At 63.4% G+C, this 21,088-nt stretch carries 22 protein-coding genes and 1 tRNA gene; 13 read left to right on the top strand and 10 right to left on the bottom strand.

Annotation, left to right across the window (positions count from 1 at the left end):
- Positions 1-43: 43 nt before the first annotated feature.
- Entirely contained in the window at positions 44-208 is a 165-nt protein-coding gene (locus NKJ46_RS14150) for a hypothetical protein (protein ID WP_352665600.1), read from the top strand.
- 361 nt (positions 209-569) lie between these two features.
- Here NKJ46_RS14150 and NKJ46_RS14145 read toward each other — a convergent pair whose 3' ends face one another.
- Together NKJ46_RS14145 and NKJ46_RS14140 are read right to left on the bottom strand one after the other, a co-directional pair.
- Positions 570-1,058, bottom strand: a complete 489-nt coding sequence (locus NKJ46_RS14145) for a GNAT family N-acetyltransferase (protein WP_352665599.1) — start codon at positions 1,056-1,058, stop codon at positions 570-572.
- Between the two features lie 185 nt (positions 1,059-1,243).
- A tRNA-Ser gene (locus tag NKJ46_RS14140) sits at positions 1,244-1,333 on the bottom strand.
- Positions 1,334-1,757: 424 nt separating this feature from the next.
- Between NKJ46_RS14140 and NKJ46_RS14135 the strand changes: the two genes are divergently transcribed.
- From NKJ46_RS14135 to NKJ46_RS14125, 3 genes are all read left to right on the top strand, one after another.
- On the top strand, positions 1,758-2,081 hold the full coding sequence (locus NKJ46_RS14135) for a hypothetical protein (RefSeq protein ID WP_352665598.1): 324 nt from the start codon (positions 1,758-1,760) through the stop codon (positions 2,079-2,081).
- Positions 2,082-2,147: 66 nt separating this feature from the next.
- Entirely contained in the window at positions 2,148-2,810 is a 663-nt protein-coding gene (gene msrA / locus NKJ46_RS14130) for a peptide-methionine (S)-S-oxide reductase MsrA (RefSeq protein WP_352665597.1), read from the top strand.
- Between the two features lie 214 nt (positions 2,811-3,024).
- The gene (locus tag NKJ46_RS14125; protein WP_352488676.1) at positions 3,025-4,014 is read left to right on the top strand and encodes a BMP family lipoprotein; all 990 of its coding nucleotides are present in this window, start codon (positions 3,025-3,027) and stop codon (positions 4,012-4,014) included.
- Positions 4,015-4,079: 65 nt separating this feature from the next.
- On the opposite strand, the gene NKJ46_RS14120 is transcribed toward NKJ46_RS14125, so the two are convergent.
- On the bottom strand, positions 4,080-4,289 hold the full coding sequence (locus NKJ46_RS14120; protein ID WP_352665596.1) for a SlyX family protein: 210 nt from the start codon (positions 4,287-4,289) through the stop codon (positions 4,080-4,082).
- Positions 4,290-4,470: 181 nt separating this feature from the next.
- On the opposite strand from NKJ46_RS14120, the gene NKJ46_RS14115 reads away from it, so the two are divergent.
- From NKJ46_RS14115 to deoA, 6 genes are read left to right on the top strand one after another with little or no spacing between them, the layout of a single operon-like run.
- Positions 4,471-6,003, top strand: coding sequence for an ABC transporter ATP-binding protein (locus NKJ46_RS14115; RefSeq protein ID WP_352665595.1), 1,533 nt, complete (start codon positions 4,471-4,473; stop codon positions 6,001-6,003).
- The gene (locus tag NKJ46_RS14110) at positions 6,000-7,139 is read left to right on the top strand and encodes an ABC transporter permease (protein ID WP_352665594.1); all 1,140 of its coding nucleotides are present in this window, start codon (positions 6,000-6,002) and stop codon (positions 7,137-7,139) included. The genes NKJ46_RS14115 and NKJ46_RS14110 overlap by 4 nt, the downstream gene beginning before the upstream one ends.
- Position 7,140: 1 nt before the next feature.
- Positions 7,141-8,112 carry an ABC transporter permease gene (locus NKJ46_RS14105; RefSeq protein ID WP_352516902.1) on the top strand — a complete coding sequence of 324 codons (972 nt, stop codon included), beginning with the start codon at positions 7,141-7,143 and terminating at the stop codon, positions 8,110-8,112.
- A gap of 6 nt (positions 8,113-8,118) precedes the next feature.
- Entirely contained in the window at positions 8,119-8,511 is a 393-nt protein-coding gene (gene cdd / locus NKJ46_RS14100; protein ID WP_352488680.1) for a cytidine deaminase, read from the top strand.
- Positions 8,508-9,326, top strand: coding sequence for a purine-nucleoside phosphorylase (locus NKJ46_RS14095; RefSeq protein ID WP_352665593.1), 819 nt, complete (start codon positions 8,508-8,510; stop codon positions 9,324-9,326). Before cdd ends, NKJ46_RS14095 begins: the two co-directional genes overlap by 4 nt.
- Positions 9,326-10,645 (top strand): thymidine phosphorylase, encoded by a 1,320-nt coding sequence (gene deoA, locus NKJ46_RS14090; protein WP_352665591.1) that lies wholly within the window; start codon positions 9,326-9,328, stop codon positions 10,643-10,645. Before NKJ46_RS14095 ends, deoA begins: the two co-directional genes overlap by 1 nt.
- A 68-nt stretch (positions 10,646-10,713) precedes the next feature.
- On the opposite strand, the gene NKJ46_RS14085 is transcribed toward deoA, so the two are convergent.
- The 3 genes from NKJ46_RS14085 to NKJ46_RS14075 form a co-directional block, all read right to left on the bottom strand.
- Positions 10,714-11,274, bottom strand: coding sequence for a TIGR02281 family clan AA aspartic protease (locus NKJ46_RS14085; protein ID WP_352665590.1), 561 nt, complete (start codon positions 11,272-11,274; stop codon positions 10,714-10,716).
- Between the two features lie 100 nt (positions 11,275-11,374).
- Entirely contained in the window at positions 11,375-12,004 is a 630-nt protein-coding gene (gene upp / locus NKJ46_RS14080) for a uracil phosphoribosyltransferase (protein WP_023675320.1), read from the bottom strand.
- A 127-nt stretch (positions 12,005-12,131) separates the two neighbouring features.
- On the bottom strand, positions 12,132-13,106 hold the full coding sequence (locus NKJ46_RS14075) for an adenosine deaminase (protein ID WP_352665589.1): 975 nt from the start codon (positions 13,104-13,106) through the stop codon (positions 12,132-12,134).
- Positions 13,107-13,273: 167 nt separating this feature from the next.
- Here NKJ46_RS14075 and ubiE point away from each other — a divergent pair, with 167 nt between their 5' ends.
- The 3 genes from ubiE to coaBC all read left to right on the top strand — a co-directional run bounded on the left by ubiE (position 13,274) and on the right by coaBC (position 17,225).
- Positions 13,274-14,050 (top strand): bifunctional demethylmenaquinone methyltransferase/2-methoxy-6-polyprenyl-1,4-benzoquinol methylase UbiE, encoded by a 777-nt coding sequence (gene ubiE / locus NKJ46_RS14070; RefSeq protein ID WP_352665588.1) that lies wholly within the window; start codon positions 13,274-13,276, stop codon positions 14,048-14,050.
- 70 nt (positions 14,051-14,120) lie between these two features.
- Positions 14,121-15,695, top strand: coding sequence for a 2-polyprenylphenol 6-hydroxylase (ubiB, locus tag NKJ46_RS14065; protein ID WP_352665587.1), 1,575 nt, complete (start codon positions 14,121-14,123; stop codon positions 15,693-15,695).
- Between the two features lie 66 nt (positions 15,696-15,761).
- Positions 15,762-17,225, top strand: coding sequence for a bifunctional phosphopantothenoylcysteine decarboxylase/phosphopantothenate--cysteine ligase CoaBC (coaBC, locus tag NKJ46_RS14060; protein ID WP_352665586.1), 1,464 nt, complete (start codon positions 15,762-15,764; stop codon positions 17,223-17,225).
- Here coaBC and NKJ46_RS14055 read toward each other — a convergent pair.
- From NKJ46_RS14055 to rpsU, 4 genes are all read right to left on the bottom strand, one after another.
- Positions 17,222-18,679, bottom strand: coding sequence for an MFS transporter (locus tag NKJ46_RS14055; protein WP_352665585.1), 1,458 nt, complete (start codon positions 18,677-18,679; stop codon positions 17,222-17,224). The genes coaBC and NKJ46_RS14055 overlap by 4 nt on opposite strands.
- Before the next feature lie 414 nt (positions 18,680-19,093).
- Positions 19,094-19,567 (bottom strand): DUF992 domain-containing protein, encoded by a 474-nt coding sequence (locus tag NKJ46_RS14050; protein ID WP_352665584.1) that lies wholly within the window; start codon positions 19,565-19,567, stop codon positions 19,094-19,096.
- A 137-nt stretch (positions 19,568-19,704) separates the two neighbouring features.
- The gene (locus NKJ46_RS14045; protein WP_352665583.1) at positions 19,705-20,550 is read right to left on the bottom strand and encodes a tetratricopeptide repeat protein; all 846 of its coding nucleotides are present in this window, start codon (positions 20,548-20,550) and stop codon (positions 19,705-19,707) included.
- A gap of 161 nt (positions 20,551-20,711) precedes the next feature.
- Positions 20,712-20,984 (bottom strand): 30S ribosomal protein S21, encoded by a 273-nt coding sequence (gene rpsU / locus NKJ46_RS14040; protein ID WP_023675331.1) that lies wholly within the window; start codon positions 20,982-20,984, stop codon positions 20,712-20,714.
- Between the last annotated feature and the right edge of the window lie 104 nt (positions 20,985-21,088).

Here is a 21,088-nt window from a genome sequence, read left to right as displayed (position 1 = left end):
ACAGGATGCGAACCTGTAACTTTGTAATCTCGGCCTGGTGGTGATGCTGCCGGCTCTTTACCTGATGCTGCAGGGAAATCCGGCGCTCGAGCCGATCGTCGCCACCGGCTCGATGATTGTCGCTGTCGCCGTGCTGATCTTTGCCTTCGTGGTTTTCTCCACCGAAACAGAGCGCTCAGTCGCGGGAATACAAGCGGTTCCGCGCTAGACGCGTAGCGACAGTGCAGAGCCTATCAAAGCCCGTGCTCTGGTGGAGCGCGGGCCGGTTGGGTGCGGGCTGATCTACAGTTGGAGCGAACTGTCGTCGCTGTCACGGTTCTGGATTTGTGATTTGCTAGCGGAGAGAGCGGTGGTCCGCATGCCGCGAACCATAACGAACTAAGCGCCTTGGCACATGTCGCATCTGAGGTCCTGAGGCGGCTTACCGGCGCGGGAACACGTTGGAGAAACGACGCAAACTTATGGCTGCGCTAGGTGGGCAGGATACTGCCGTTAGTTGCAGAAGACAGAATTGCCAATTTTGTTGCAAGTCGTGCCATCGCTGAAGAAAAAGGTCCGCTTGCTGACCCTTAGCTGACTCTCGCAAGCTTCTTGCGAAGTGCAATGTTGTACGGAACGCATCCTTGCGACCCAAAGAAATGCCGCGCGTCGAGATTGGCTGCCCAGATGCCCATCGCAATTTCGTCAATACCTGCGCAAGCAGCTCGCTGTTCAACATGGCACATCAAAGCTGTGGCAACTCCACGACGACGAGCTTCCGGCATAACCGAGATGTGGTGCACATAGATCCGGGGCCGAGGGAAAATAAACGGCGTTTCTGGCAGCGACTGAATTTCAAACCAGACGTAGCCGACTGGAGCACGATCAATCTCAGCAATCGCGATCGAGCTCCTCGGATCAGCCAGCCGCGCTGCTAAGAATGTCCTCACCGCAGACGGATCGGCTGCCTGTTTGAAAACGTCTGGATGCAATTCAGCATGGAGACTCTGAACCACCTGATTGAGCCGAACGAGCGCGTCAAAGTCTGCCTCCGAGGCAGCCCGAACTTCCACTGACATCGAGAAACCTCCCCGTTTTTAGACAACGCTGCGACGGTGATGTCTTTCTGTCAACGAATGTCGGTCTTCCGCCCATCTCGGCCATTGGCGGCAGCCAGTTGATGGAGATTTGACCCTAGTGATTAGTAGGCTACTAATCGAACCTTACCAAACGCCCCGAAAATAAAGGGTTTCTTGGGATTATCTGGCGGAGAGAGCGGGATTCGAACCCGCGTTACGGTCTCCCGTAAACACACTTTCCAGGCGTGCGCCTTCAACCACTCGGCCACCTCTCCGTCTTTAGCATTTTCGCTGCGGCCGGTTTCGCCGCGCGGGTTGGGGAGATGCATCTCCCTTGGGAGTCCGGACCGGATTCCGGCCGTGGGCGCCGTCAACCAGCGGATACCCTTTCCCGCACCTGAGCCGTTAAAGCAACAGGCGCGGGGCTCATCTAGTCGATCCGGTGCCGAATGCCAAGACATAACGGCAGTCTATTCGCTTTGCCGGATAGGGATGCTCAGTCCATGTTATCGGAGCACCCATTGGGAGCGCATCGAAACGATTGGTGGAGGTGTGCTTGCCGTCCGGCGGGCCACCGGTTCCGGCGAACCGGCGGTCGCGGGTTCAACTTCGCGTGTCGCGATTGCAGGCCAAGCAAGTAGATCCTATCTAACAGTCCGATACGACATTCTGATAAACTCCTGGGGAGGAAGGGTCCGGATGTTCCGCTTCGTCTTTCGTCTCGCTGCAATGGTCTCGCTTTCGGTTTCGGTCATCATGGCCGTGCTCGACGCGACCCGCTCGGTGGCGGCTTCGGCGCTGGTGATGACCCCGCTCAATACCAGCTGGCTCGCGGTCTCGCCGGATACGCGCAGCGCCTTCGAAAGCTTCGTCCGCGACAAGGTCAATCCGTTGCTGTGGGACGGTGCCATCGCCTGGGTGCTCAGCCAGCCCGGCTTCGCCGTGTTCGCGGTGCTGGCGTTTATTCTTTATGCCATCGGCTACAGGCGGCAGCGCCCCAGCGGGCGGTTCGCCGCAACCTGAAATTTCCAGCTTTCCCGGCCCCTGCGTCGCGGGAAAAGCTCAACCAAGAAGAAAAGGAACCCGCACATGTTTCTCAGCGACATGCTGAACAAGAAGCTCAACCTGCCGAAGCCCTCCGAGGCGTTGCCGGGCCGCGACCGGCCGATCCCGACGGCGTCGAAGCACTTTGTCTCGAACAGGCCGCTCAAGGGTCCTTATCCCGAAGGGATGGAAACGGCGATGTTCGGGCTGGGTTGCTTCTGGGGCGCCGAGCGCCTGTTCTGGCAGGTCGAGGGCGTCTGGGTCACGGCGGCCGGCTATGCGGGCGGCGTGACGCCCAATCCGACCTATCAGGAAACCTGCACCGGGCTCACCGGCCATGCCGAAGTCGTGCTCGTCGTCTACGATCCGAAGATCGTGTCCTATGCCGAGCTTTTGAAGCTGTTCTGGGAAAGTCACGACCCGACGCAAGGCATGCGCCAGGGCAATGATGTCGGCACCACCTACCGCTCGGCGATCTATACGTTCAGCGACGCGCAGTACCAGGCTGCGATCGCCTCGCGCGATGCCTACGAGGCTTCGCTGCGCGGCGCCGGCCGCGGCAAGATCACCACCGAGATCGCGCCGGCGCCGGAATTCTACTTCGCCGAGGAAGACCACCAGCAATATCTGGCGAAGAACCCCTACGGCTATTGCGGCCTGCAGGGAACCGGCGTCTCCTGCGCCATTCCGGCCGCCGCCTCCGCCTGATCTTACGCCCTGACGCAATGAATATGCTGTGGCGCCGCGATGCGGCGCCATGCTTTTCCAAAGGGTCAAAATTCCACGTGAATTTTGTTTCGGGCCGTGCCAAATTGACCCGAAGCGGGAGGAAGACACTCCTGCCTGACGCCGCATGCCTGCCGGAGAACCGGGCCGGCATGCGGTGCATAATGGACAAATAACCGACAGGGGTGTGGATCACATGAAACGTATCGTACTTGGCCTCATGGCCGCAGCTGCAATGGTTCTTCCGGCCTTCGCCGCGGATATTCAACCCGCGATCCTCTACGATCTCGGCGGCAAGTTCGACAAGTCGTTCAACGAGGCGTCCTTCCACGGCGCTGAAAAGTTCAAGACCGAGACCGGCATCCCCTATGTGGAATTCGAGGTCAGCAACGCCACCCAGCGCGAGCAGGCGCTGCGCCGCTTCGCCGAGGACGGCCGCAACCCGATCGTCATGGCGGGCTTCTCCTGGGCTGACGCGCTCGACAAGATCGCCACCGAGTTCCCCGATACCAAATTCGCCATCATCGACATGGTCGTCGACAAGCCCAATGTCCGCTCCCTGGTCTATAAGGAGCAGGAAGGCTCGTACCTCGTCGGCGTGATGGCGGCGATGGCTTCCAAGACCAAGAAGGTCGGCTTCGTCGGCGGCATGGACATTCCGCTGATCCGCAGGTTTGGCTGCGGCTATGTCGGCGGCGCCAAGGCGGCCGGCGCCACCGACGTCATCCAGAACATGACCGGCGATACGCCGGCAGCCTGGAACGATCCGGCCAAGGGCGGCGAGATCGCCAAGACGCAGATCGACCAGGGCGCCGACGTGGTCTACGCAGCGGCAGGCGGCACCGGTGTCGGTGTGCTGCAGGCAGCGGCCGACGCCGGCAAGCTCGGCATCGGCGTCGATTCCAACCAGAACGGCCTGCAGCCCGGCAAGGTGCTGACCTCCATGGTCAAGCGCGTCGACGTTGCCGTCTACAACACCTTCATGGATGCCAAGAACGGCAAGTTCACGGCAGGCGTCAACGATCTCGGCCTCAAGGAAGGCGGCGTCGACTACGCCATGGACGACAACAACAAGGCGCTTGTCGACGATGCGATGAAAGCGGCGGTCGAAAAAGCCAAGGCCGACATCATTGCCGGCACCATCAAGGTGCACGACTACATGTCGGACAATGCCTGCCCGTATTGATTGATCGACATTGCAGACTGACGAGCCGCCGGGTGAAAGCCCGGCGGTTTTGCATTGTCAGCCGCTCACCAGTGCGGCGGCTTGGTCACCGGCACGTCGGGTGCGGCCTGTTCCTCCAGCGCCAGGAAGCGCTCGGCCAGCGCGTCGAGCTTGCGCTGCATGCGCTCGATCACCTTCCACTGCTCGGCGATCTGGCCGGACAGTTCCTCGACCGTCTTCTCCTGCTCGGCGGCGCGGATTTCCAGCGTCGTCAGCCGATCCTCGGGCATGGTCATTTGAAATCCTCGATCAGGCGATTGTGCAGGCTGCGGCCACGTTGGAAATTGACAAGCATGGCGGGATTTGTCGAGAGTGAACCCTGCTCCGGCCAATCGGTACGGACCCAATTGGCACAGACTGGGCGTCATGCTAGGCGTTTGACCAAGCGGTAAAAAAATAACAGTGGGAACAGGCTGCATGGCGCAAGCCGCAATCGAGCTGATCGGCATCGACAAGAGCTTTGGCGCCGTGCGCGCCAACCGCGACATCAATCTGGAGATTATGCGCGGCACCATCCATGGCATCGTCGGCGAAAACGGCGCTGGCAAGTCGACGCTGATGTCGATCCTCTATGGTTTCTACCAGGCCGATTCCGGCGAAATCCGTGTCGGCGGCCAGCCGGCATCGATCAAGACGCCGAACGATGCGATCGCGCTCGGCATCGGCATGGTGCATCAGCACTTCATGCTGGTCGACAATTTCTCGGTGCTGGAAAACGTCATTCTCGGCGCCGAAAGCGATGCGCTGCTGAAGAAGAGCATCGCCAAGGCGCGTTCCGAGCTGGAGCGGCTCGAGCGCGAATACGGGCTCGAAGTCGATCCGGACGCGATCATCGAGGAGTTGCCGGTCGGCCTGCAGCAACGCGTCGAAATCCTCAAAGCGCTCTATCGCGGCGCCGAGATCCTGATTCTCGACGAGCCGACAGGCGTGCTGACGCCGGCCGAGGCCGACCATCTGTTCCGCATCCTCAGGCAGTTGAAGGAGCAGGGCAAGACGATCGTGCTGATCACCCATAAGCTGCGCGAGATCATGGCGATCACCGACACGGTCTCGGTGATGCGCCGGGGCACGATGGTGGCGACGCGCGAAACCAGGAAGACCACGGTCGAGGAGCTGGCCGAGCTGATGGTCGGCCGGCGCGTGCTGCTGCGCGTCGAGAAGGGCGAGGCGAAGGCCGGCGGCGTCAAGCTCGCGGTCAAGAACCTGACGGTGAAGGATTCCCGCGGCGTCACCATGGTCGACGACGTCTCCTTCGACGTCCATGCCGGCGAGATCGTCGGCATTGCCGGCGTCGCCGGCAACGGGCAGTCCGAACTGCTCGAGGCGATTTCCGGCATCAGGCACGCCGTTTCGGGCTCCGTTATGCTCGACGGAAAGCCGATCGACCTGACCGGCGCCGCCGATCCCGGTGAGTTGCGCGAGCGCGGCCTTGCCCATGTGCCGGAGGACCGCCATCATGTCGGCCTGGTGCTGGCCTTCGAGGAGAACGAGAATTCGATTCTCGGCTACCAGGACGACGAGCGCTATCTGAAGGGGCCGTTCCTCGACATCGACGCCATCCGTAACGATGCCAGGGACAAGATCGTCAAATACGACATCCGACCGGCCGACTGCCGCCTCAAGACCGCCAATTTCTCCGGCGGCAACCAGCAGAAGATCGTGCTGGCGCGGGAAATGGAACAAGATCCCGGCGTGTTGATCGTCGGTCAGCCGACGCGCGGCGTCGATGTCGGCGCCATCGAATTCATCCACAAGCGCCTCATCGCCATGCGCGACCAGGGCAAGGCGGTGCTGGTGGTTTCGGTCGAGCTCGACGAGATCCGCTCGCTTTCCGACCGCATCCTGGTCATGTTCGCCGGCCGCATCGTCGGCGAGCGCGGCCCGGAGGCGACCGAGGGTGAGCTCGGTCTGCTGATGGCCGGCGTCGAGCATCGGGAGGCCGCCGAGTGAGCACTCCCTATGCCAAGCTGCCGGCCTGGGCCGATTACGTGCTGATCCCGCTGATCAATCTATTCGTCGCCTTCGTCGTTGCCGGCTTCGTCGTCATATTGGTCGGCGAGAACCCGCTGCGCGCAGCCGTCGTCCTGGTCGAGGGTGCATTCGGTCGCGGCCAAGGCATCGCGTTCACGCTTTTCTATGCCACCACCTTCATCTTCAGCGGGCTTTCGGTGGCGGTTGCGGCGCATTGCGGCCTGTTCAACATCGGTGGCGAGGGCCAGGGCTATATCGCCGGTCTCGGCATCGGCATCGTTTGCCTGACCTTCGACAGCGTGCTGCCCTGGTGGCTGACCTTCCCGATTGCCATTGTCGCCGCCGCGGCGATGGGCGCGCTGTGGGCGCTGATCCCGGCCTATCTGCAGGCCAAGCGCGGCTCGCACATCGTCATCACCACCATCATGTTCAATTTCATCGCCGCTAGTGTCATGGTCTATGCTCTGGTGGGCATGCTGAAGCCGCCCGGCTCGATGGCGCCGCAGACGCGTACCTTCCTCGAAGGCGCACAATTGCCGAAGCTCAACTGGGTCATCGAATTGTTCGGCGCCAAGATCCGTTCGGCGCCATTCAATGTCAGCTCGCTGCTGGCGCTGGCCATGGCCTTTCTGGTGTGGGCCCTGATCTGGCGCACCAAGCTGGGCTATGAGATGCGCACCTATGGCCACAGCCCGAAAGCGGCGCGTTATGCCGGCATTTCGGAGATACGTATCATCATCATCGCCATGATGATCTCGGGCGCACTGGCCGGCATGATGGCGCTCAGCCCGACGATGGGCGACCAGCACAATGTCGCGCTCGAATTCGTTTCGGGCGCCGGTTTCGTCGGCATTGCGGTGGCACTGATGGGACGCCTGCACCCGGTCGGCATCGTGCTTGCCGCAATATTGTTCGGCATGCTCTACCAGGGCGGCGCCGAGCTCGCCTTCGAGATGCCGGCGATCAGCCGCGACATGATCGTTATCATCCAGGGCCTGGTCATCCTGTTCGCCGGCGCGCTCGAGCATATGTTCCGGCCCTATGTCCAGGCGCTGTTCGCCTCGCTCAGCCCGAGATCGGTCGGCATGGAAGCGGTCAAGGGGAAGGGCGCCTGAGATGGATTTCTTCAACGCCATCGTACAGGTCCTGGACTCGACCATCCGCCTGTCGGTCCCTTTGCTGCTCGCCTGCCTCGCCGGCCTCTATTCGGAGCGCGCCGGCGTCTTCGATATTGGGCTCGAGGGCAAGATGCTGGTCGGCGCCTTCGCCGGTGCGGCCGCCGCCTCGGTCTTCCACTCGGCTTATCTCGGCCTCGGCATGGCCATCCTCATCTCGGTTGCCTTCGCGCTGATCCACGGCTTTGCCTCGATCACCCATCGCGGCAACCAGATCGTCTCTGGTGTCGCGATCAATTTCATTGCCGCCGGATCGACGATCATGCTCGGCCAGGCCTGGTTCCAGCAAGGCGGGCGCACGCCGGCGCTGGCCGCCGGCGAGCGCTTCGAAGCAATCATCTGGCCTGGCGCGGATGCGCTCAGGAGCGTGCCGATCCTCGGGCCAATCTATTCGGAACTCATCTCCGGCCACTCCGTGCTGGTCTATCTCGCCTTCCTGGCCGTGCCGTTCACCTGGTGGGTGCTGTTTCGCACCCGCTTCGGCTTGCGCCTGCGCGCCGTCGGCGAGAACCCGGCCGCGGTCGATACCGCCGGCATATCCGTCGCCTGGCTGCGCTACCGGGCGCTGATCTGCACCGGCGTGCTCACCGGCATTGCCGGCGCCTATCTGTCGATGGTGCAGAATGGCGGCTTCGTGAAGGACATGACCGCCGGCAAGGGTTACATCGCGCTGGCCGCGCTGATCTTCGCCAAATGGAAGCCGGTCAATGCCATGTTCGCCTGCCTGCTGTTCGGCTTCCTCGACGCGGCGTCGATCCGCCTGCAAGGCACGCCGCTGCCGCTGATCGGCAAGGTGCCGGTGCAATTCATGCAGGCGCTGCCCTATGTGCTGACCGTCATCCTGCTTGCAGGCTTCATCGGCAAGGCAATCCCGCCGCGCGCCGGCGGCGTGCCTTATGTCAAGGAACGCTGATTTATCATGGCTCATGATCTGTTCGAAGCGGCGAAAGCCGCCATGGCCAAGGCCTATGCGCCCTATTCGAAATTTCCGGTCGGCGCGGCGTTGCGCACCGAGGACGGCCGTGTCTTCACCGGCGCCAATGTCGAGATCGCGTCCTATCCGGAGGGCTGGTGCGCTGAAACCACCGCACTTGCCAACTACATCATGGGCGGCGGCGGCAAAATCACGGAAATCGCCGTGATCGCCGAACGCGTGGCAAAATGCTCGCCCTGCGGCGGCTGCCGGCAGCGGCTGGCCGAATTTTGCCGGCCGGAAACGAAGTTCTATCTTTGCGATGATAGCGGTGTGGTCGAGACCGTGACCATGGGCGAGTTGCTGCCATACGGGTTTGAAGGCGATGTGCTGAAATGAAGGAAGCGCTCGATCACCTGGTCGAAAGGCTGGACGGGCTGGCGCCGACCACCGCCTTGGTGCTGGGGTCAGGGCTTGGCGGGCTTGTCGACCAGGTCCAGGATGCGGTGCGCATCTCCTACGCCGACTTGCCGGGGTTTCCCCGAAGCGGCGTCAGCGGCCATGCCGGCGAGGTGGTGGCCGGGCTCTTTGCCGGCACGCCGGTGCTGATGCTGTCCGGCCGGGCGCATTATTACGAGCACGGCAACGCGGCCGCGATGCGGCCGGCACTCGAGGTGCTCGCCGGCCTCGGCATCTCCAGGCTGATCCTCACCAACGCCGCCGGTTCGGTCGATCCCGGGATGGGTCCGGGCTCGGTGATGCTGATCACCGACCACATCAATTTCTCGGGCTCCAACCCGCTGATCGGCGAACCGAGCGACCGCCGTTTCGTCGGCCTGACCGAAGCCTACGACGCCGGTCTCCGCTCCGCCATCGAGCAGGCGGCGAAGGCCACCGGTACCACGCTGCACAAGGGCGTCTATATGTGGTTCTCCGGCCCATGCTTCGAGACGCCCGCCGAGATCCGCATGGCGCGCGTCATGGGCGCCAACGCGGTCGGCATGTCGACGGTGCCGGAGGTCATTCTCGCCCGCTTCCTCGGGCTGCGCGTCGCCGCCTGTTCGGTCGTGACCAACCTTGCCGCCGGCATGACCGGAGCCGAGCTGTCGCATCAGGAGACCAAGGACATGGCGCCGGTCGGCGGCGCGCGGCTGGCGACCATCCTGCAGCGTGTTTTTCAGGACGGGCTTCCGGAGCACAGGATCGAAGCCTGATGCTTCCCCAGGAAATCATCCGCCGCAAGCGCGATGGCCAGAAGCTCTCGGCTGAGGAGACAGCGTTCTTCATCGAGGGCCTGACCGCCGGCACCGTCACCGACGCGCAGGTCGGCGCTTTCGCCATGGCGGTATTCTTCAATGGCATGAGCCGCGACGAGGCGGTGGCGCTGACAATGGCGATGCGCGATTCCGGCGATGTGCTCGACTGGTCGGATCTGCCCGGCCCGGTCACCGACAAGCATTCGACGGGCGGCGTCGGCGACAATGTCTCCTTGATGCTGGCGCCGATCGTCGCTGCCTGCGGCGCCTATGTGCCGATGATTTCCGGCAGGGGTCTGGGCCATACCGGCGGCACACTGGACAAGATGGATGCGATCCCCGGTTATATCAGCCAGCCGGATGTTGCGCGCTTCCGCAAGACCGTGCTCGAAACTGGCTGCGCCATCATCGGCCAGACCGCTGATCTGGCACCCGCCGACGCCAGGCTCTACGCCATCCGCGATGTGACGGGAACGGTGGAATCGGTGCCGCTGATCACGGCCTCGATCCTGTCGAAGAAGCTGGCCGCCGGCCTCAATTCGCTGGTGCTTGACGTCAAGGTCGGCAACGGCGCCTTCATGGAGAAATCGCGCGACGCAACCACCCTGGCCAATAGCCTGGTCGAGGTCGCTAATGGCGCCGGCCTGAAGGCCTCGGCGTTGGTCACCGGCATGAACGAGCCGCTGGCGTCCGCCGCCGGCAATGCGGTCGAGGTGCGCAACGCCGTCGATTTTCTCACCGGCCGCTTTCGCGACGGGCGGCTTGAGGACGTGACGCTGGCGCTGGCCGCCGAGATGCTGCAATCGGCAGGCCTGGTGTCGTCCAACCAGGACGGCTTGCGCCGCGCCGCCGAGACGCTGGCCGGCGGCCGCGCCGCTGCCATCTTCGCGCGCATGGTGGCGGCACTTGGCGGTCCGGCCGACTTTGTCGACAATCCCGAAAAATATCTGCCGAAGGCGGCAACGGAATTCGCGGTCAAAGCGAGCGCCAACGGCTTTGTCACCGGCATCGCGACCCGCGAGATCGGGCTTGCGGTGGTCGGGCTTGGCGGCGGGCGGACGCGGCCGGACGACAAGATCGATCACGCGGTCGGCATCACCAGGCTGTTGCCGGTCGGCGCGGAAGTGCGGGCCTGCGAAGCGCTGGCGCTGGTCCATGCCCGCAATACCGGGGATGCCGAAGCGGCCGCGGCCGCCGTGGTCGCGGCCTATACGATCGGGACTTCCAAACCGGCCACGGAGAAAACCGTCATCCGGCGGATTCTGCCGCGCGGGTAGAGCCATTCCGATGGTATCGGATGAGCTCTATCTCCGAAAACCGGTCCCCACTTTTTCGGGATCACGGTCTACTGAACCAGCAGCAGCGTGCCGTCTTCGACCTGGTATTTTTCGAGCCGCTGCAGAAAGCTCATGCCGATCAGGTTGGTGTGCAGCGCCCTGTCGTCGAGCACGACGGCCTCGACGCCCTCGACGGTGATCCTGCCGATCTGCAGGCGGTCGATCGTCACCACGGCGGCCTTGATCGCACCGTTGGCGGTGTTGACCTGATGGCTGAAGTCCGCCGAATTGAGCGAGATGCCGATCCTGCGTGCGGTCGAGCTGTTGATGGCGACGAGCGTCGCGCCGGTATCGATCATGCCGTCGATCTGGCGGCCGTTCAACTTGAAGGCCGACATGAAATGCCCGCGCGCGTCCGCGGTGACGACGACCTTGCGGCCGAGCGGCTGCGGCGTCGCCGGCCTGTCCGGAACGGCGGCGAGGTTCAGGTCGGTTTGGGTGTCGGCCGGCTTGGCTCCGATGGCGGATTTCAACAGCCGCTCGATTACCTGTGGATTCGACTGATAGACGATCGGCAGCGATGCCGACGTTCCGGCAAACACGCCAAGGATGAGAAGCTTGCGCAGCATGGACCGGCCTTTGTGGTTGCCGATCCTTAGTCCGATATGGTGTTTGCCGCTTTAACGAATGCGGAAACCAGCCGTTTGCGTAAACAGTCGGTAAACGGACCTATTTGGTGCCGTACATGCGGTCGCCGGCATCGCCGAGACCCGGCATGATGTAGCCCTTCTCGTTGAGTTGGCGGTCGATGGAAGCGGTGAAGACCGGAACATCGGGATGCGCCTGGGTAAACCGCTCGAGGCCCTCTGGTGCCGCCAACAGGCAGAGGAAGCGGATGTTGGTGGCGCCGCGGCCTTTCAGCTTGTCGATCGCCGCGATCGCCGAATTGGCGGTCGCCAGCATCGGGTCGACGACGATCACCAGCCGGTCGGCGAGGTCGCCCGGCGCCTTGAAGAAATACTCGACCGCTTCCAGCGTTTCATGGTCGCGGTAGAGGCCGATATGGGCGACACGCGCCGCTGGCACCAGATCGAGCAGCCCTTCGAGCAGGCCGTTGCCGGCGCGCAGCACCGAGGCGAAGACCAGTTTCTTGCCCTCCAGCGTCGGCGCCTCCATCGTCTCGATCGGCGTCTCGATCGTCGTCGTCGTCAGTTCCAGATTGCGGGTGACCTCGTAACCGAGCAGCAGCGAGATCTCGCGTAGCAGCCGCCGGAAGCCGGCCGTCGAGGTTTCCTTCTTGCGCATGATGGTCAGCTTGTGCTGGACAAGCGGATGGTCGACGACGGTGACGCCCTTCATGGTGTTCTCCAACTGCGCAGGTGAATAGTGAATGGTGAATAGTGAATAGTGAACTGGTTTGCGAGTCCTTGGTTGCGCGGAAAAACTCGCGGTTGACGAACCGAAGCGCGGGCGATCCATTCACCACTCACCTGCCCTTGGCGCCGAGCCTGCCCAGCAGCGCCGCCCTGGTCTTCCTGTCGACGAAGGCTGCCTCGATGGCCGTCCTGGTGACGGCGGTGAGCGCCTTGTCGTCCATCGCAAAATGCTCGGCGGCGATGTCGTATTCGCGTTTCAGCGAGGTCCAGAAATAGGGCGGGTCATCGGAGTTGAGCGTCACCTTGCAGCCCGCCGCCCGCAATGCAGGAAAGGGATGGTCGGCGAAGCTGTCGAAGACTTTCAGGGCGATGTTGGAGCCGGGGCAGCATTCGAGCACGACGCCTTCGTCGGCGATGCGCCGCACGAGATCGGGGTTCTCGATGGCGCGCACGCCATGGCCGATGCGAGATGGGCGGATGTGGTCGAGTGCCGCCTCGACGCTCTCCCAGCCCATCAATTCGCCGGCATGGACGGTGATGCCGAGGCCGGCCTCGCGGGCGATCTCGAAGGCCCTGACATAATCTTCCAGATCGCCTATCCGCTCGTCGCCGGCGACGCCGAAGCCAGTGACCAGCGGATGCCCGCTGCGGGCGGCGAAACGCGCCGCCCGCTCGATCGATTCGACGCCGAAATTGCGCACGCCGGTGACGATCATGCGGCCTTCGATGCCGGTCTTCGCCTTGGCGCGGGCCATGCCTTCGCCGAGCGCGCCGGTATAGGCCTTTGGCGACAGCCCGGCCTTACTGGCATGATCGGGCGAGGTGAAAACCTCGGAATAGATGGCGCCGTCGCGGGCAAGGCTGGTCAGGTAGTGATCGGCCAGCCGCGCATAGTCTTCTTCGGTGCGGAACAGGTCGGAGGAGAAGTCGTAGGCGGCGAGGAAAGAGGTGAAATCGTGCCAGACGAAGGAGCCGTCCTGGATGTAGGGCGAGGCATCCTTGCCGTATTTCTCAGCCTGGCGCAGGACGAGTTCAGGCGCCGCTGCCCCTTCGATGTGGCAGTGCAGTTCTGCTTTCAAAGGCATTCGATTATCCCGTCAGGCTTTTTCTTATGACGCAAGTTCCCGTCGGAAAACCGTGTGACACTTTTCCGGAACCTGCTTCGAAGCGCGGCCGAACACCGCGCCTTAAACAATAGCGCCCGCACCATCGATCGGCTATGGTCCCGCCGATTTTATGGCGGATCAAAACGATGTCGGTTGAAAGAACCACTGCTGCGGGCGGTATGGAAACCTCCTATGGTTTCAAGCGGGTAGGACCAGGCGACAAACAGTCCCTGGTCAATGATGTTTTCCACAAGGTGGCGAACCGCTACGACCTGATGAACGATCTGATATCGGCCGGGCTGCATCGGTTGTGGAAGGACGCCATGGTCGCCTGGCTCAATCCACCGAAGCGGCCGGGCTGGAGCGTTCTCGACGTTGCCGGCGGCACCGGCGATGTCGCCTTCCGCATCGTCGAGGCGAGCGGCAGGCACGCTCATGCAACGGTTCTCGATATCAATGGCTCGATGCTCGCCGTCGGCCGCGACCGGGCCGAGAAAAAGGGCCTGTCGGCAAATACCGATTTCGTCGAAGCCAATGCCGAGGAACTGCCTTTTGCCGACGCTACTTTCGATGCCTACACCATCGCTTTCGGCATCCGCAACGTGCCGCGCATCGATGTGGCGCTTGCCGAGGCCTATCGCGTGCTGAAGCCTGGCGGGCGCTTTCTCTGCCTTGAATTTTCCGAGGTCGAGATGCCGCTGCTCGACAAGGTTTATGAAGCATGGTCGTTCAACGCCATCCCGCGGATCGGCAAGGCGGTGACCGGCGATGGCGAGCCATATTCCTATCTGGTCGAATCGATCCGCAAATTTCCCAATCAGCAGAATTTCGCGGCGATGATCTCGCGCGCGGGCTTCGAGCGCGCCTCATTTCGCAATTATTCCGGCGGCATCGCCGCGCTTCATTCGGGCTGGAAGCTTTGAGGCTGGCCCGCATTTCCATAACGCGACGTACCTTTCGCCAGTTCAGGCAACCGGCAGGGCACAGCCAGCCATGAGCAGCATCGGCGCTGGTTTCAGGCTCGTGCGGGCCGGCTGGGTGCTTGTGCGCGAGGGCGTCATCGCGGCCTTGCCCGGTGACGAGCTCTTCGGCCTGCCGAAATTCGGCTGGCGCATGGCCCGGCTATTCACCCGCCGTCGCGCGCTTGCCTATGAGCGCGGCGACCGGCTGGCCAAGGCGGTCGTGCGGCTCGGCCCGTCCTACGTCAAGCTCGGCCAGTTTCTGGCGACACGGCCAGACGTCGTCGGCAACGATATCGCGCTTGATCTCGCCATGCTGCAGGACAAGATGCAGACCTTTCCCAAGGCCGAGGCCATAGCGGCGATAGAAGCATCGCTCGGACGCAAGGTCGGTGAGCTCTATGCCAGTTTTGGCGAGGCCGTCGCCGCCGCCTCGATCGCCCAGGTCCATACCGCCGAAACGCTGCAGGACGGCGTCGCTAGGCGAGTGGCGGTGAAGGTCATCCGGCCGGGCGTGCGCCGCCGCTTCTTTCGCGATCTCGAGAGCTATTTCCTCGCCGCCCGGCTGCAGGAAAAGTACATCCCGTCGTCGCGCCGGCTGCGGCCGGTGGAGGTGACGGAGACGCTGGCCCAAACTACCAAGATCGAAATGGATTTGAGGCTGGAGGCGGCGGCTTTTTCCGAGCTCGGCGAGAATACCAAGGACGATCCCGGCTTTCGCGTGCCGTCGGTCGACTGGGAGCGCACCGGTCGTGACGTGCTGACCATGGAATGGGTCGACGGCATCAAGTTGAACGATATTGCCGGCCTCGCCGCCGCCGGCCACGACCTGAAGGCGATTGCCGCCAACCTGGTCCAGTCGTTCCTGCGCCATACGCTGCGTGACGGTTTCTTCCATGCCGACATGCATCCGGGCAACCTGTTCGTCGAGGCCGATGGCACCATCGTCGCCGTCGATCTCGGCATTGCCGGCCGGCTCGGCAGGAAGGAGCGCCGCTTCCTCGCCGAAATCCTCTATGGCTTCATCACGCGCGATTACCAGCGCGTCGCCGAGGTGCATTTCGAGGCCGGCTACGTGCCGCGCCAGCACAATGTCGCAGCTTTCGCCCAGGCGATCCGGGCGATCGGCGAACCGATCCACGGCCAGCCGGCCGAGACCATCTCGATGGCCAAGCTGCTGACGCTGCTGTTCGAGGTGACCGACCTCTTCGACATGGCGACGCGATCCGAGCTGGTGCTGCTGCAGAAGACCATGGTCGTTGTCGAGGGCGTCGCCCGCACCCTCGACCCGGCCTTCAACATGTGGAAGACGTCGGAACCTGTGGTCAGCGGCTGGATTGCGCGCAATCTCGGCCCGCGCGCTTTGCTGGCCGATGCGCGCGACGGCGCCAACGCGCTGCTGGCGCTGGCCCGCCAGGCGCCGGACCTCGCCGCCCGCACCGAGCGGCTGTCGCGTGAGATCGACCTGATGGCCGAACACGGCCTGCGCTTCGACGAAAGGACCGCGCACGCGATCGGCAAGGCCGAGGCGCGCTACACCCGCTCCGGCCGGCTGGCGCTGTGGGTAATCGCATTGACGCTGGTGTACATCGCCTGGAAGCTGCTTTAACGCCTTGTTGTCGATTGATTGCATTGCTATCATTGCCTTCGGCGATTTTGGATAAAGTGCAATCACATGGCCAGCATCACGATCCGCAACCTTGATGACGAGGTCAAGGATATGCTGCGCCGATTGGCTGCAGAGAATGGCCGGTCAATGGAAGACCAGGCGCGGGTCATGATCCGCGCAGCGGTCGAAGGTCAACTCGGCTCGTCCGACCGCATCGACCAGATCGAGAAAACGTTGCGCGAACTGACAAGCTTGCAGAATCCTGCAGCTCCGGTGGTCGCGGTCCCCAGCCAGGTCGTGCGAGGTGTCCTCTCCGGCAAGCGCATCCTGCTGATCATCGGCGGAGGCATCGCTGCCTACAAGGCGCTCGACCTGATCCGCCGGCTGCGCGAGCGCGGTGCTTCGGTGCGCGTGGTGATGACAGCCGCGGCGCAGGAATTCGTCACCGCGCTGGCGGCCGGAGCACTGTCCGCCGACCACGTCTTCACCGAGCTGTTCGACCGGCAGGACGAGCACGACATCGGCCATATCCGGCTGTCGCGCGAGGCCGACCTTGTGGTCGTGGCGCCGGCCACCGCCGACCTGATGGCAAAGCTCGCCAACGGCCACGCCAACGACCTTGCCTCGACGGTGCTCATCGCCACTGACAAGCAGGTGTTGATGGCGCCGGCGATGAATCCGAAAATGTGGACACACCCGGCGGTCCGCCGCAACCGTGCGACGCTGGGTAAGGACGGCGTCGCATTCGTCGGCCCGGCGAAAGGCGAGATGGCCGAAAGCAACGAGGCGGGCGAGGGCCGCATGGCCGAGCCGCTGGAGATTGTCACCGCGGTCGAGGCGCTGCTGGACAGCCGGCCAAAGCCCCTGGCGGGAAGAAAGATCATCGTCACTTCCGGACCGACGCATGAACCGATCGATCCGGTGCGCTACATCGCCAACCGCTCGTCGGGCAAGCAGGGTCACGCCATCGCGGCGGCGCTGGCCAGGCTCGGCGCCGACGTGCGTCTCGTCTCCGGTCCGGTCGGCATTGCCGATCCGGCCGGCGTCGCCACGCTGCACGTCGAAACCGCCGTCGAGATGAAGGACGCGGTCGAGCAGCTGCTGCCGGCCGACGCGGCAGTGTTCGTCGCGGCTGTTGCCGACTGGCGTACTCAAAGTTCGGCCGGGGAAAAGATCAAGAAGGTGGCGGGCGAGGGACCTCCGGCGCTGCAAATGGTGGAAAATCCCGATATTCTTGCCGGTGTCGGGCATCACAAAAAGCGGCCGATGCTGGTGGTCGGTTTCGCCGCGGAGACGCAGGACCTGGTCAGGAACGCCCAGGCCAAGCTTACGAAAAAGGGTGCCGATCTTATCGTTGCCAATGACGTCTCGCATGAAGGCGGTTCTCCGGGCGTGATGGGCGGCGACCGCAACAAGGTGCGGATCGTCTCGAAGGCCGGCGTCGAGGAATGGCCGGAGATGAGCAAGGACGAGGTGGCGACGCGGCTCGCCGCACTGATCGCCGGCCGGCTGAAGACGGTGGTGGTTTAGTCAATCTTCCCCACGGAGATTGGCAGCTTCGCCGGCTTCGTGTCGCTCGCCCCCGAAATCCGCAAGGCGGCGAGGCATCCCAGGATGCCGAGTGGCACGAACGCGAGGAACAGCCAGGTAGCAACATTTGCCGCGGCCTCGCGGTTCAGGCCTTCGGAAAAGCCGCTGGCGTTGGCGACGATGCCCGTCAGTGCCGCACCCACGGCATAACCGATGCGCTGCATGGTCGGCACAGCGGCCGAGGCGATTGTCTGCTCGCCTTCCCGCGCCGATGCCACGACGACACGCGTGACGAACGGCCAGGCAATGCCGAAACCGCCGCCTTGCAGCAAGGCGCAAAGCAGGATCAACGGGATCGAGCCCGCCGGCACCGTATAGGCGAAACCGGCGACGCCAGTGGCGATCATCAGCGCGCCGCCGACGATAATCAGCCGTTCGCGCTCCGGCGGCGCATTGGCGACGAGGATCGACAGGATCGACCAGGCGATCGATTCGGCGGCGATGATGTAGCCGGTGGTGAGGATCGGAATACCGTGCAGGCTGGTCAGGAGCAGCGGTCCGTAGACCGCGAACGAACAGGTCGCCATCGAGAACGCCGCAACCATGGTCATGCCCGCGCCGACCGGCGAGCGCCATGAAAACAGCCGCGACGGGAACAGGCGCGAGCGCGGCTTCAGTGCGTCGATATAGATAAACAGCGCCAGGCCGATCAGGCCGAGGGTGAGCAGCAGCGACGAGCGCAGCAGGGCGATGTCGACGCCGGCGGTGGCGATCAGCACGACGCTGACGGCAAGGCAGCCAAGTGCTGCAAAGGGGAAGGGCGGCGCCGAGCCGCCGGTCGCCTGCGGCCTTGTTGCTTCAGGTGTATCGAGCACGAGGAAGCTTGCCAGCGCCATGGCCGTGCCGCCGAGGGTGAAGACGCCGAAGGCCCAGCGCCAGGACAGCAATTCGGTCATGACCGCGCCGAGCACCGGCCCGCTGAAGGCGGCGACACCCCAGATCGCCGACATGACGCCGAAAAGCTGCGGCCAGATCGCGCGGGCAAACAGCCGCTCGACCGAGACGAAGGCCAGCGACACCAGCGCGCCACCGCCGAGCCCTTCGATCAGGCGGCCGCAGAGGAACAGCGGCATCGAAGGCGCGGTGGCGCAGACCAGCGCGCCGGCGGCATAGAGCATTGCTGCGACCATCATGTTGGTGCGCAGCGCGACATAGCTCACCAGCCGTCCGGCGGCCGCACCGGCAACGATGGCGCCGAGCTCGTAGATCGCCAGCGACCAGCCGACCAGCTGCACGCCGGCGAGATCGCCGACCATGGCCGGCATGACCGTTGCCACCATGGTTTCGTTGGTAGCGTGCAGCAGGATGCCGAGGCTGATAAAGCAGAAGCGCGCGAGGTCGCCGCTCGCCCACAGCGCGCGCCAATCGACCCTGTTTGTGCTTGTTTTGATCATCCAGTCCCCCAAGCTTTCTTAGACGCTGGTCTAAAGGATTCGAGCGTTCTTCACATCCAAATGAGCGCATGCCGCAGTATGGGGAGGACTTCTAGAACCTCAACCGTAGTTGAGATCAAGCGGTTTTGATCGCCGTTGGTGGGGCGGATGTCAAATTTGTGCGATGGGGGACAATCACGAGGCGTTGAGATTTCTGGTTGGACCGAAGACAAGCAAAATTGGATCGTCGCAATCTTCGGTCACAGTAACTGCATGGATCCTGGGATCCATGCCGTTACCTTGGAGCGCTGCAACTTTGAACATCAGGGCGGCCCATTCTCTGCGGAGTGGGCCTGCCGGAATCCATGAACTTTCGGCAGCTATTCGCAGGTCGACACCTACGCTGCCCCGCCGCTCGGGAGCCGCGCTACGCCGCTATTTGAACGAGTGGATCAGGTCCAGCGACGTGACGGCGACCGCCAGGTTGACGCCGGTCTGTGCCTGGACGCTGAGCGGCTGCAGCGAAAAGGCGCTGTCGAGGCCGCCGACCAGGAGATTGGCGCCGCCACCGGTGACCACGCTGGCCTCGGCATTCACGCCATAGTAGCTGCCGGCAAGGTCGCCTTCATCGTGGTTGCGGGTCGCCGCCAGAACCGCCCAGACCAGCTGGCCCTGATGCGTCCGGCCGACATCGACGCCGAGCTTGGAAATCACCCCGGTATAGACTTCGGAGGGGCCGCCACGATGCGGACGAAAGACACATGAAACACCCTTGTTGGAGGTGACGAGATAGGCCGTGCCGCCGTCGATGGTGCAGTCGAGCACACCGAGCTGGAGCTTGCTGGCGCTGGCGGGAGCGACAACGGCGGTCGTCGCGAGAGCGGCGGCACAGGCGAGTTTCTTGATCATGGCAGGGTCCTTTCCAAATGGCTTTGTACAAACGGCTGAGCACGCCGAGCGTTCCGCCGAAAACTTGGCGCCAGCAAGGTAAGGGTAAACGCAGGGTTGTCGGGGTGTGGAAAGGGCCGCCCGATAAACCGGCCCGATCAGCCGGCGCTGGTGCGGGCCAGGCCGTCCTTGGCCGGCTGGTAGGTCGGATTGAGGTGCACGGCCTCGCGGTAGGATTTCGCGGCCCTGACCTTGTCGCCGCGCCGCTCGTAGATCAGCGCCTGGTTGGACCACGCCTCGGCGTTCTTGCCGTCGAGCTTGATGGCCATATTGAAGTCGGCGAAGGCATTGTCCTCGTCGTTCATGGCAAGGTAGGAGAGGCCGCGTCCGTTGTAAGGCTCGGAGGCGTCCGGCGCCAGCGAAATGGCAGTCGAGAAGTCCTCGATAGCAAAGGCGTGCTGGCCCTGACTCTGGTAGATCAGGCCGCGATTGTGATAGGCGCGCGCGTCGGTCGTGTCGAGCTGAATGGCCTTCTGGAAATCGTTGAAGGCTTCCTGGACCCGGCCCGCCCTGCGGTAGAGATTGCCGCGGCCGATATAGGCGGCGTCATAATTGGAATTGATCTGGATCGAGCGGTTGTAGTCGGCCAGCGCGCTTGCCTGGTCACCGAGGAAGCGCTGGATGAGCGCCCGGTTCGAATAGGCCTGGTAGAAATTCGGATTGAGCTGGATGGCGGTGTCGAAGTCCTTCAGCGCCGCCTGGTACTGGCCGCCGCGGCCATAGGCCGAGCCGCGCACATTGTAGGCTTCCGGATCCTGAGGGTTGCGCTGGATCACCGCCGACAGCGAGGAGATGTTCTCGCTCGAGGCTTGCGCCTTGTCGATGTTGTTGAACTCGCCGGTCGGAACGCTCTGGCAGCCGGCAAGCGCCATCCCGGAAAGCAGGGCTGCCGTCAGGGCGAGGCCGCGCCACGCGGTTCTGCGCTCTACGGTGATTGCGTCCATATCTGCCCTGTCCTTACTGCGCCGTCTGGTCCGTTCCCCCTCCGAACCGGCATCTCTCCCAACCGGTCCTCTCGGACCGGGTCGAACTCACAACAAAAAGGTGGCGGCGATTCCGCATCGCGCCACCTTGGATATCCTTGGAAAAGGACGAAAAATTGACGTCAGAACCGCGGCGGACGCGGAGCACCGGCACCGGCAGCACCGGCCGCGACCGGACGTGGCGTCATCGGCAGCAGGCCTTCGCGCTGGGCGCGCTTGCGGGCCAGCTTGCGGGCGCGCCGCACGGCTTCCGCCTTTTCACGGGCGCGCTTCTCGGACGGCTTCTCGTAATGTCCGCGCATCTTCATTTCGCGGAAGATGCCTTCGCGCTGCATCTTTTTCTTGAGCGCGCGAAGCGCCTGATCAACATTGTTGTCGCGGACGAGTACCTGCACGTGCAATCCTGTCTTTCGGTTTGAAATCAACAGGCAAGCGGCCATAGCCACAAGCCTCCGCGGCGCGTTACACCACGAATTGGGGCGGCTGATAGCAGAATCAA

This window comes from Mesorhizobium sp. M0166, assembly GCF_040322255.1.
GTDB lineage: Bacteria > Pseudomonadota > Alphaproteobacteria > Rhizobiales > Rhizobiaceae > Mesorhizobium.
Note: the sequence above shows the minus strand (reverse complement) of the source record. Positions and strands in the feature narration are given on the sequence as shown.

What these genes read in the sequence shown, in the direction of transcription:
- NKJ46_RS14105 (WP_352516902.1), top strand. Translation starts at nt 7,141, where the DNA reads ATGGATTTCTTCAACGCCATCGTACAGGTCCTGGACTCGACCATCCGC.
- coaBC (WP_352665586.1), top strand. Translation starts at nt 15,762, where the DNA reads ATGGCCAGCATCACGATCCGCAACCTTGATGACGAGGTCAAGGATATG.
- ubiE (WP_352665588.1), top strand. Translation starts at nt 13,274, where the DNA reads ATGTCGGTTGAAAGAACCACTGCTGCGGGCGGTATGGAAACCTCCTAT.
- NKJ46_RS14050 (WP_352665584.1), bottom strand. Translation starts at nt 19,567, where the DNA reads ATGATCAAGAAACTCGCCTGTGCCGCCGCTCTCGCGACGACCGCCGTT.
- upp (WP_023675320.1), bottom strand. Translation starts at nt 12,004, where the DNA reads ATGAAGGGCGTCACCGTCGTCGACCATCCGCTTGTCCAGCACAAGCTG.
- ubiB (WP_352665587.1), top strand. Translation starts at nt 14,121, where the DNA reads ATGAGCAGCATCGGCGCTGGTTTCAGGCTCGTGCGGGCCGGCTGGGTG.
- deoA (WP_352665591.1), top strand. Translation starts at nt 9,326, where the DNA reads ATGCTTCCCCAGGAAATCATCCGCCGCAAGCGCGATGGCCAGAAGCTC.
- NKJ46_RS14095 (WP_352665593.1), top strand. Translation starts at nt 8,508, where the DNA reads ATGAAGGAAGCGCTCGATCACCTGGTCGAAAGGCTGGACGGGCTGGCG.
- msrA (WP_352665597.1), top strand. Translation starts at nt 2,148, where the DNA reads ATGTTTCTCAGCGACATGCTGAACAAGAAGCTCAACCTGCCGAAGCCC.
- NKJ46_RS14150 (WP_352665600.1), top strand. Translation starts at nt 44, where the DNA reads ATGCTGCCGGCTCTTTACCTGATGCTGCAGGGAAATCCGGCGCTCGAG.
- NKJ46_RS14120 (WP_352665596.1), bottom strand. Translation starts at nt 4,289, where the DNA reads ATGACCATGCCCGAGGATCGGCTGACGACGCTGGAAATCCGCGCCGCC.
- cdd (WP_352488680.1), top strand. Translation starts at nt 8,119, where the DNA reads ATGGCTCATGATCTGTTCGAAGCGGCGAAAGCCGCCATGGCCAAGGCC.
- NKJ46_RS14135 (WP_352665598.1), top strand. Translation starts at nt 1,758, where the DNA reads ATGTTCCGCTTCGTCTTTCGTCTCGCTGCAATGGTCTCGCTTTCGGTT.
- NKJ46_RS14125 (WP_352488676.1), top strand. Translation starts at nt 3,025, where the DNA reads ATGAAACGTATCGTACTTGGCCTCATGGCCGCAGCTGCAATGGTTCTT.
- NKJ46_RS14045 (WP_352665583.1), bottom strand. Translation starts at nt 20,550, where the DNA reads ATGGACGCAATCACCGTAGAGCGCAGAACCGCGTGGCGCGGCCTCGCC.
- NKJ46_RS14085 (WP_352665590.1), bottom strand. Translation starts at nt 11,274, where the DNA reads ATGCTGCGCAAGCTTCTCATCCTTGGCGTGTTTGCCGGAACGTCGGCA.
- NKJ46_RS14115 (WP_352665595.1), top strand. Translation starts at nt 4,471, where the DNA reads ATGGCGCAAGCCGCAATCGAGCTGATCGGCATCGACAAGAGCTTTGGC.
- NKJ46_RS14145 (WP_352665599.1), bottom strand. Translation starts at nt 1,058, where the DNA reads ATGTCAGTGGAAGTTCGGGCTGCCTCGGAGGCAGACTTTGACGCGCTC.
- NKJ46_RS14055 (WP_352665585.1), bottom strand. Translation starts at nt 18,679, where the DNA reads ATGATCAAAACAAGCACAAACAGGGTCGATTGGCGCGCGCTGTGGGCG.
- NKJ46_RS14075 (WP_352665589.1), bottom strand. Translation starts at nt 13,106, where the DNA reads ATGCCTTTGAAAGCAGAACTGCACTGCCACATCGAAGGGGCAGCGGCG.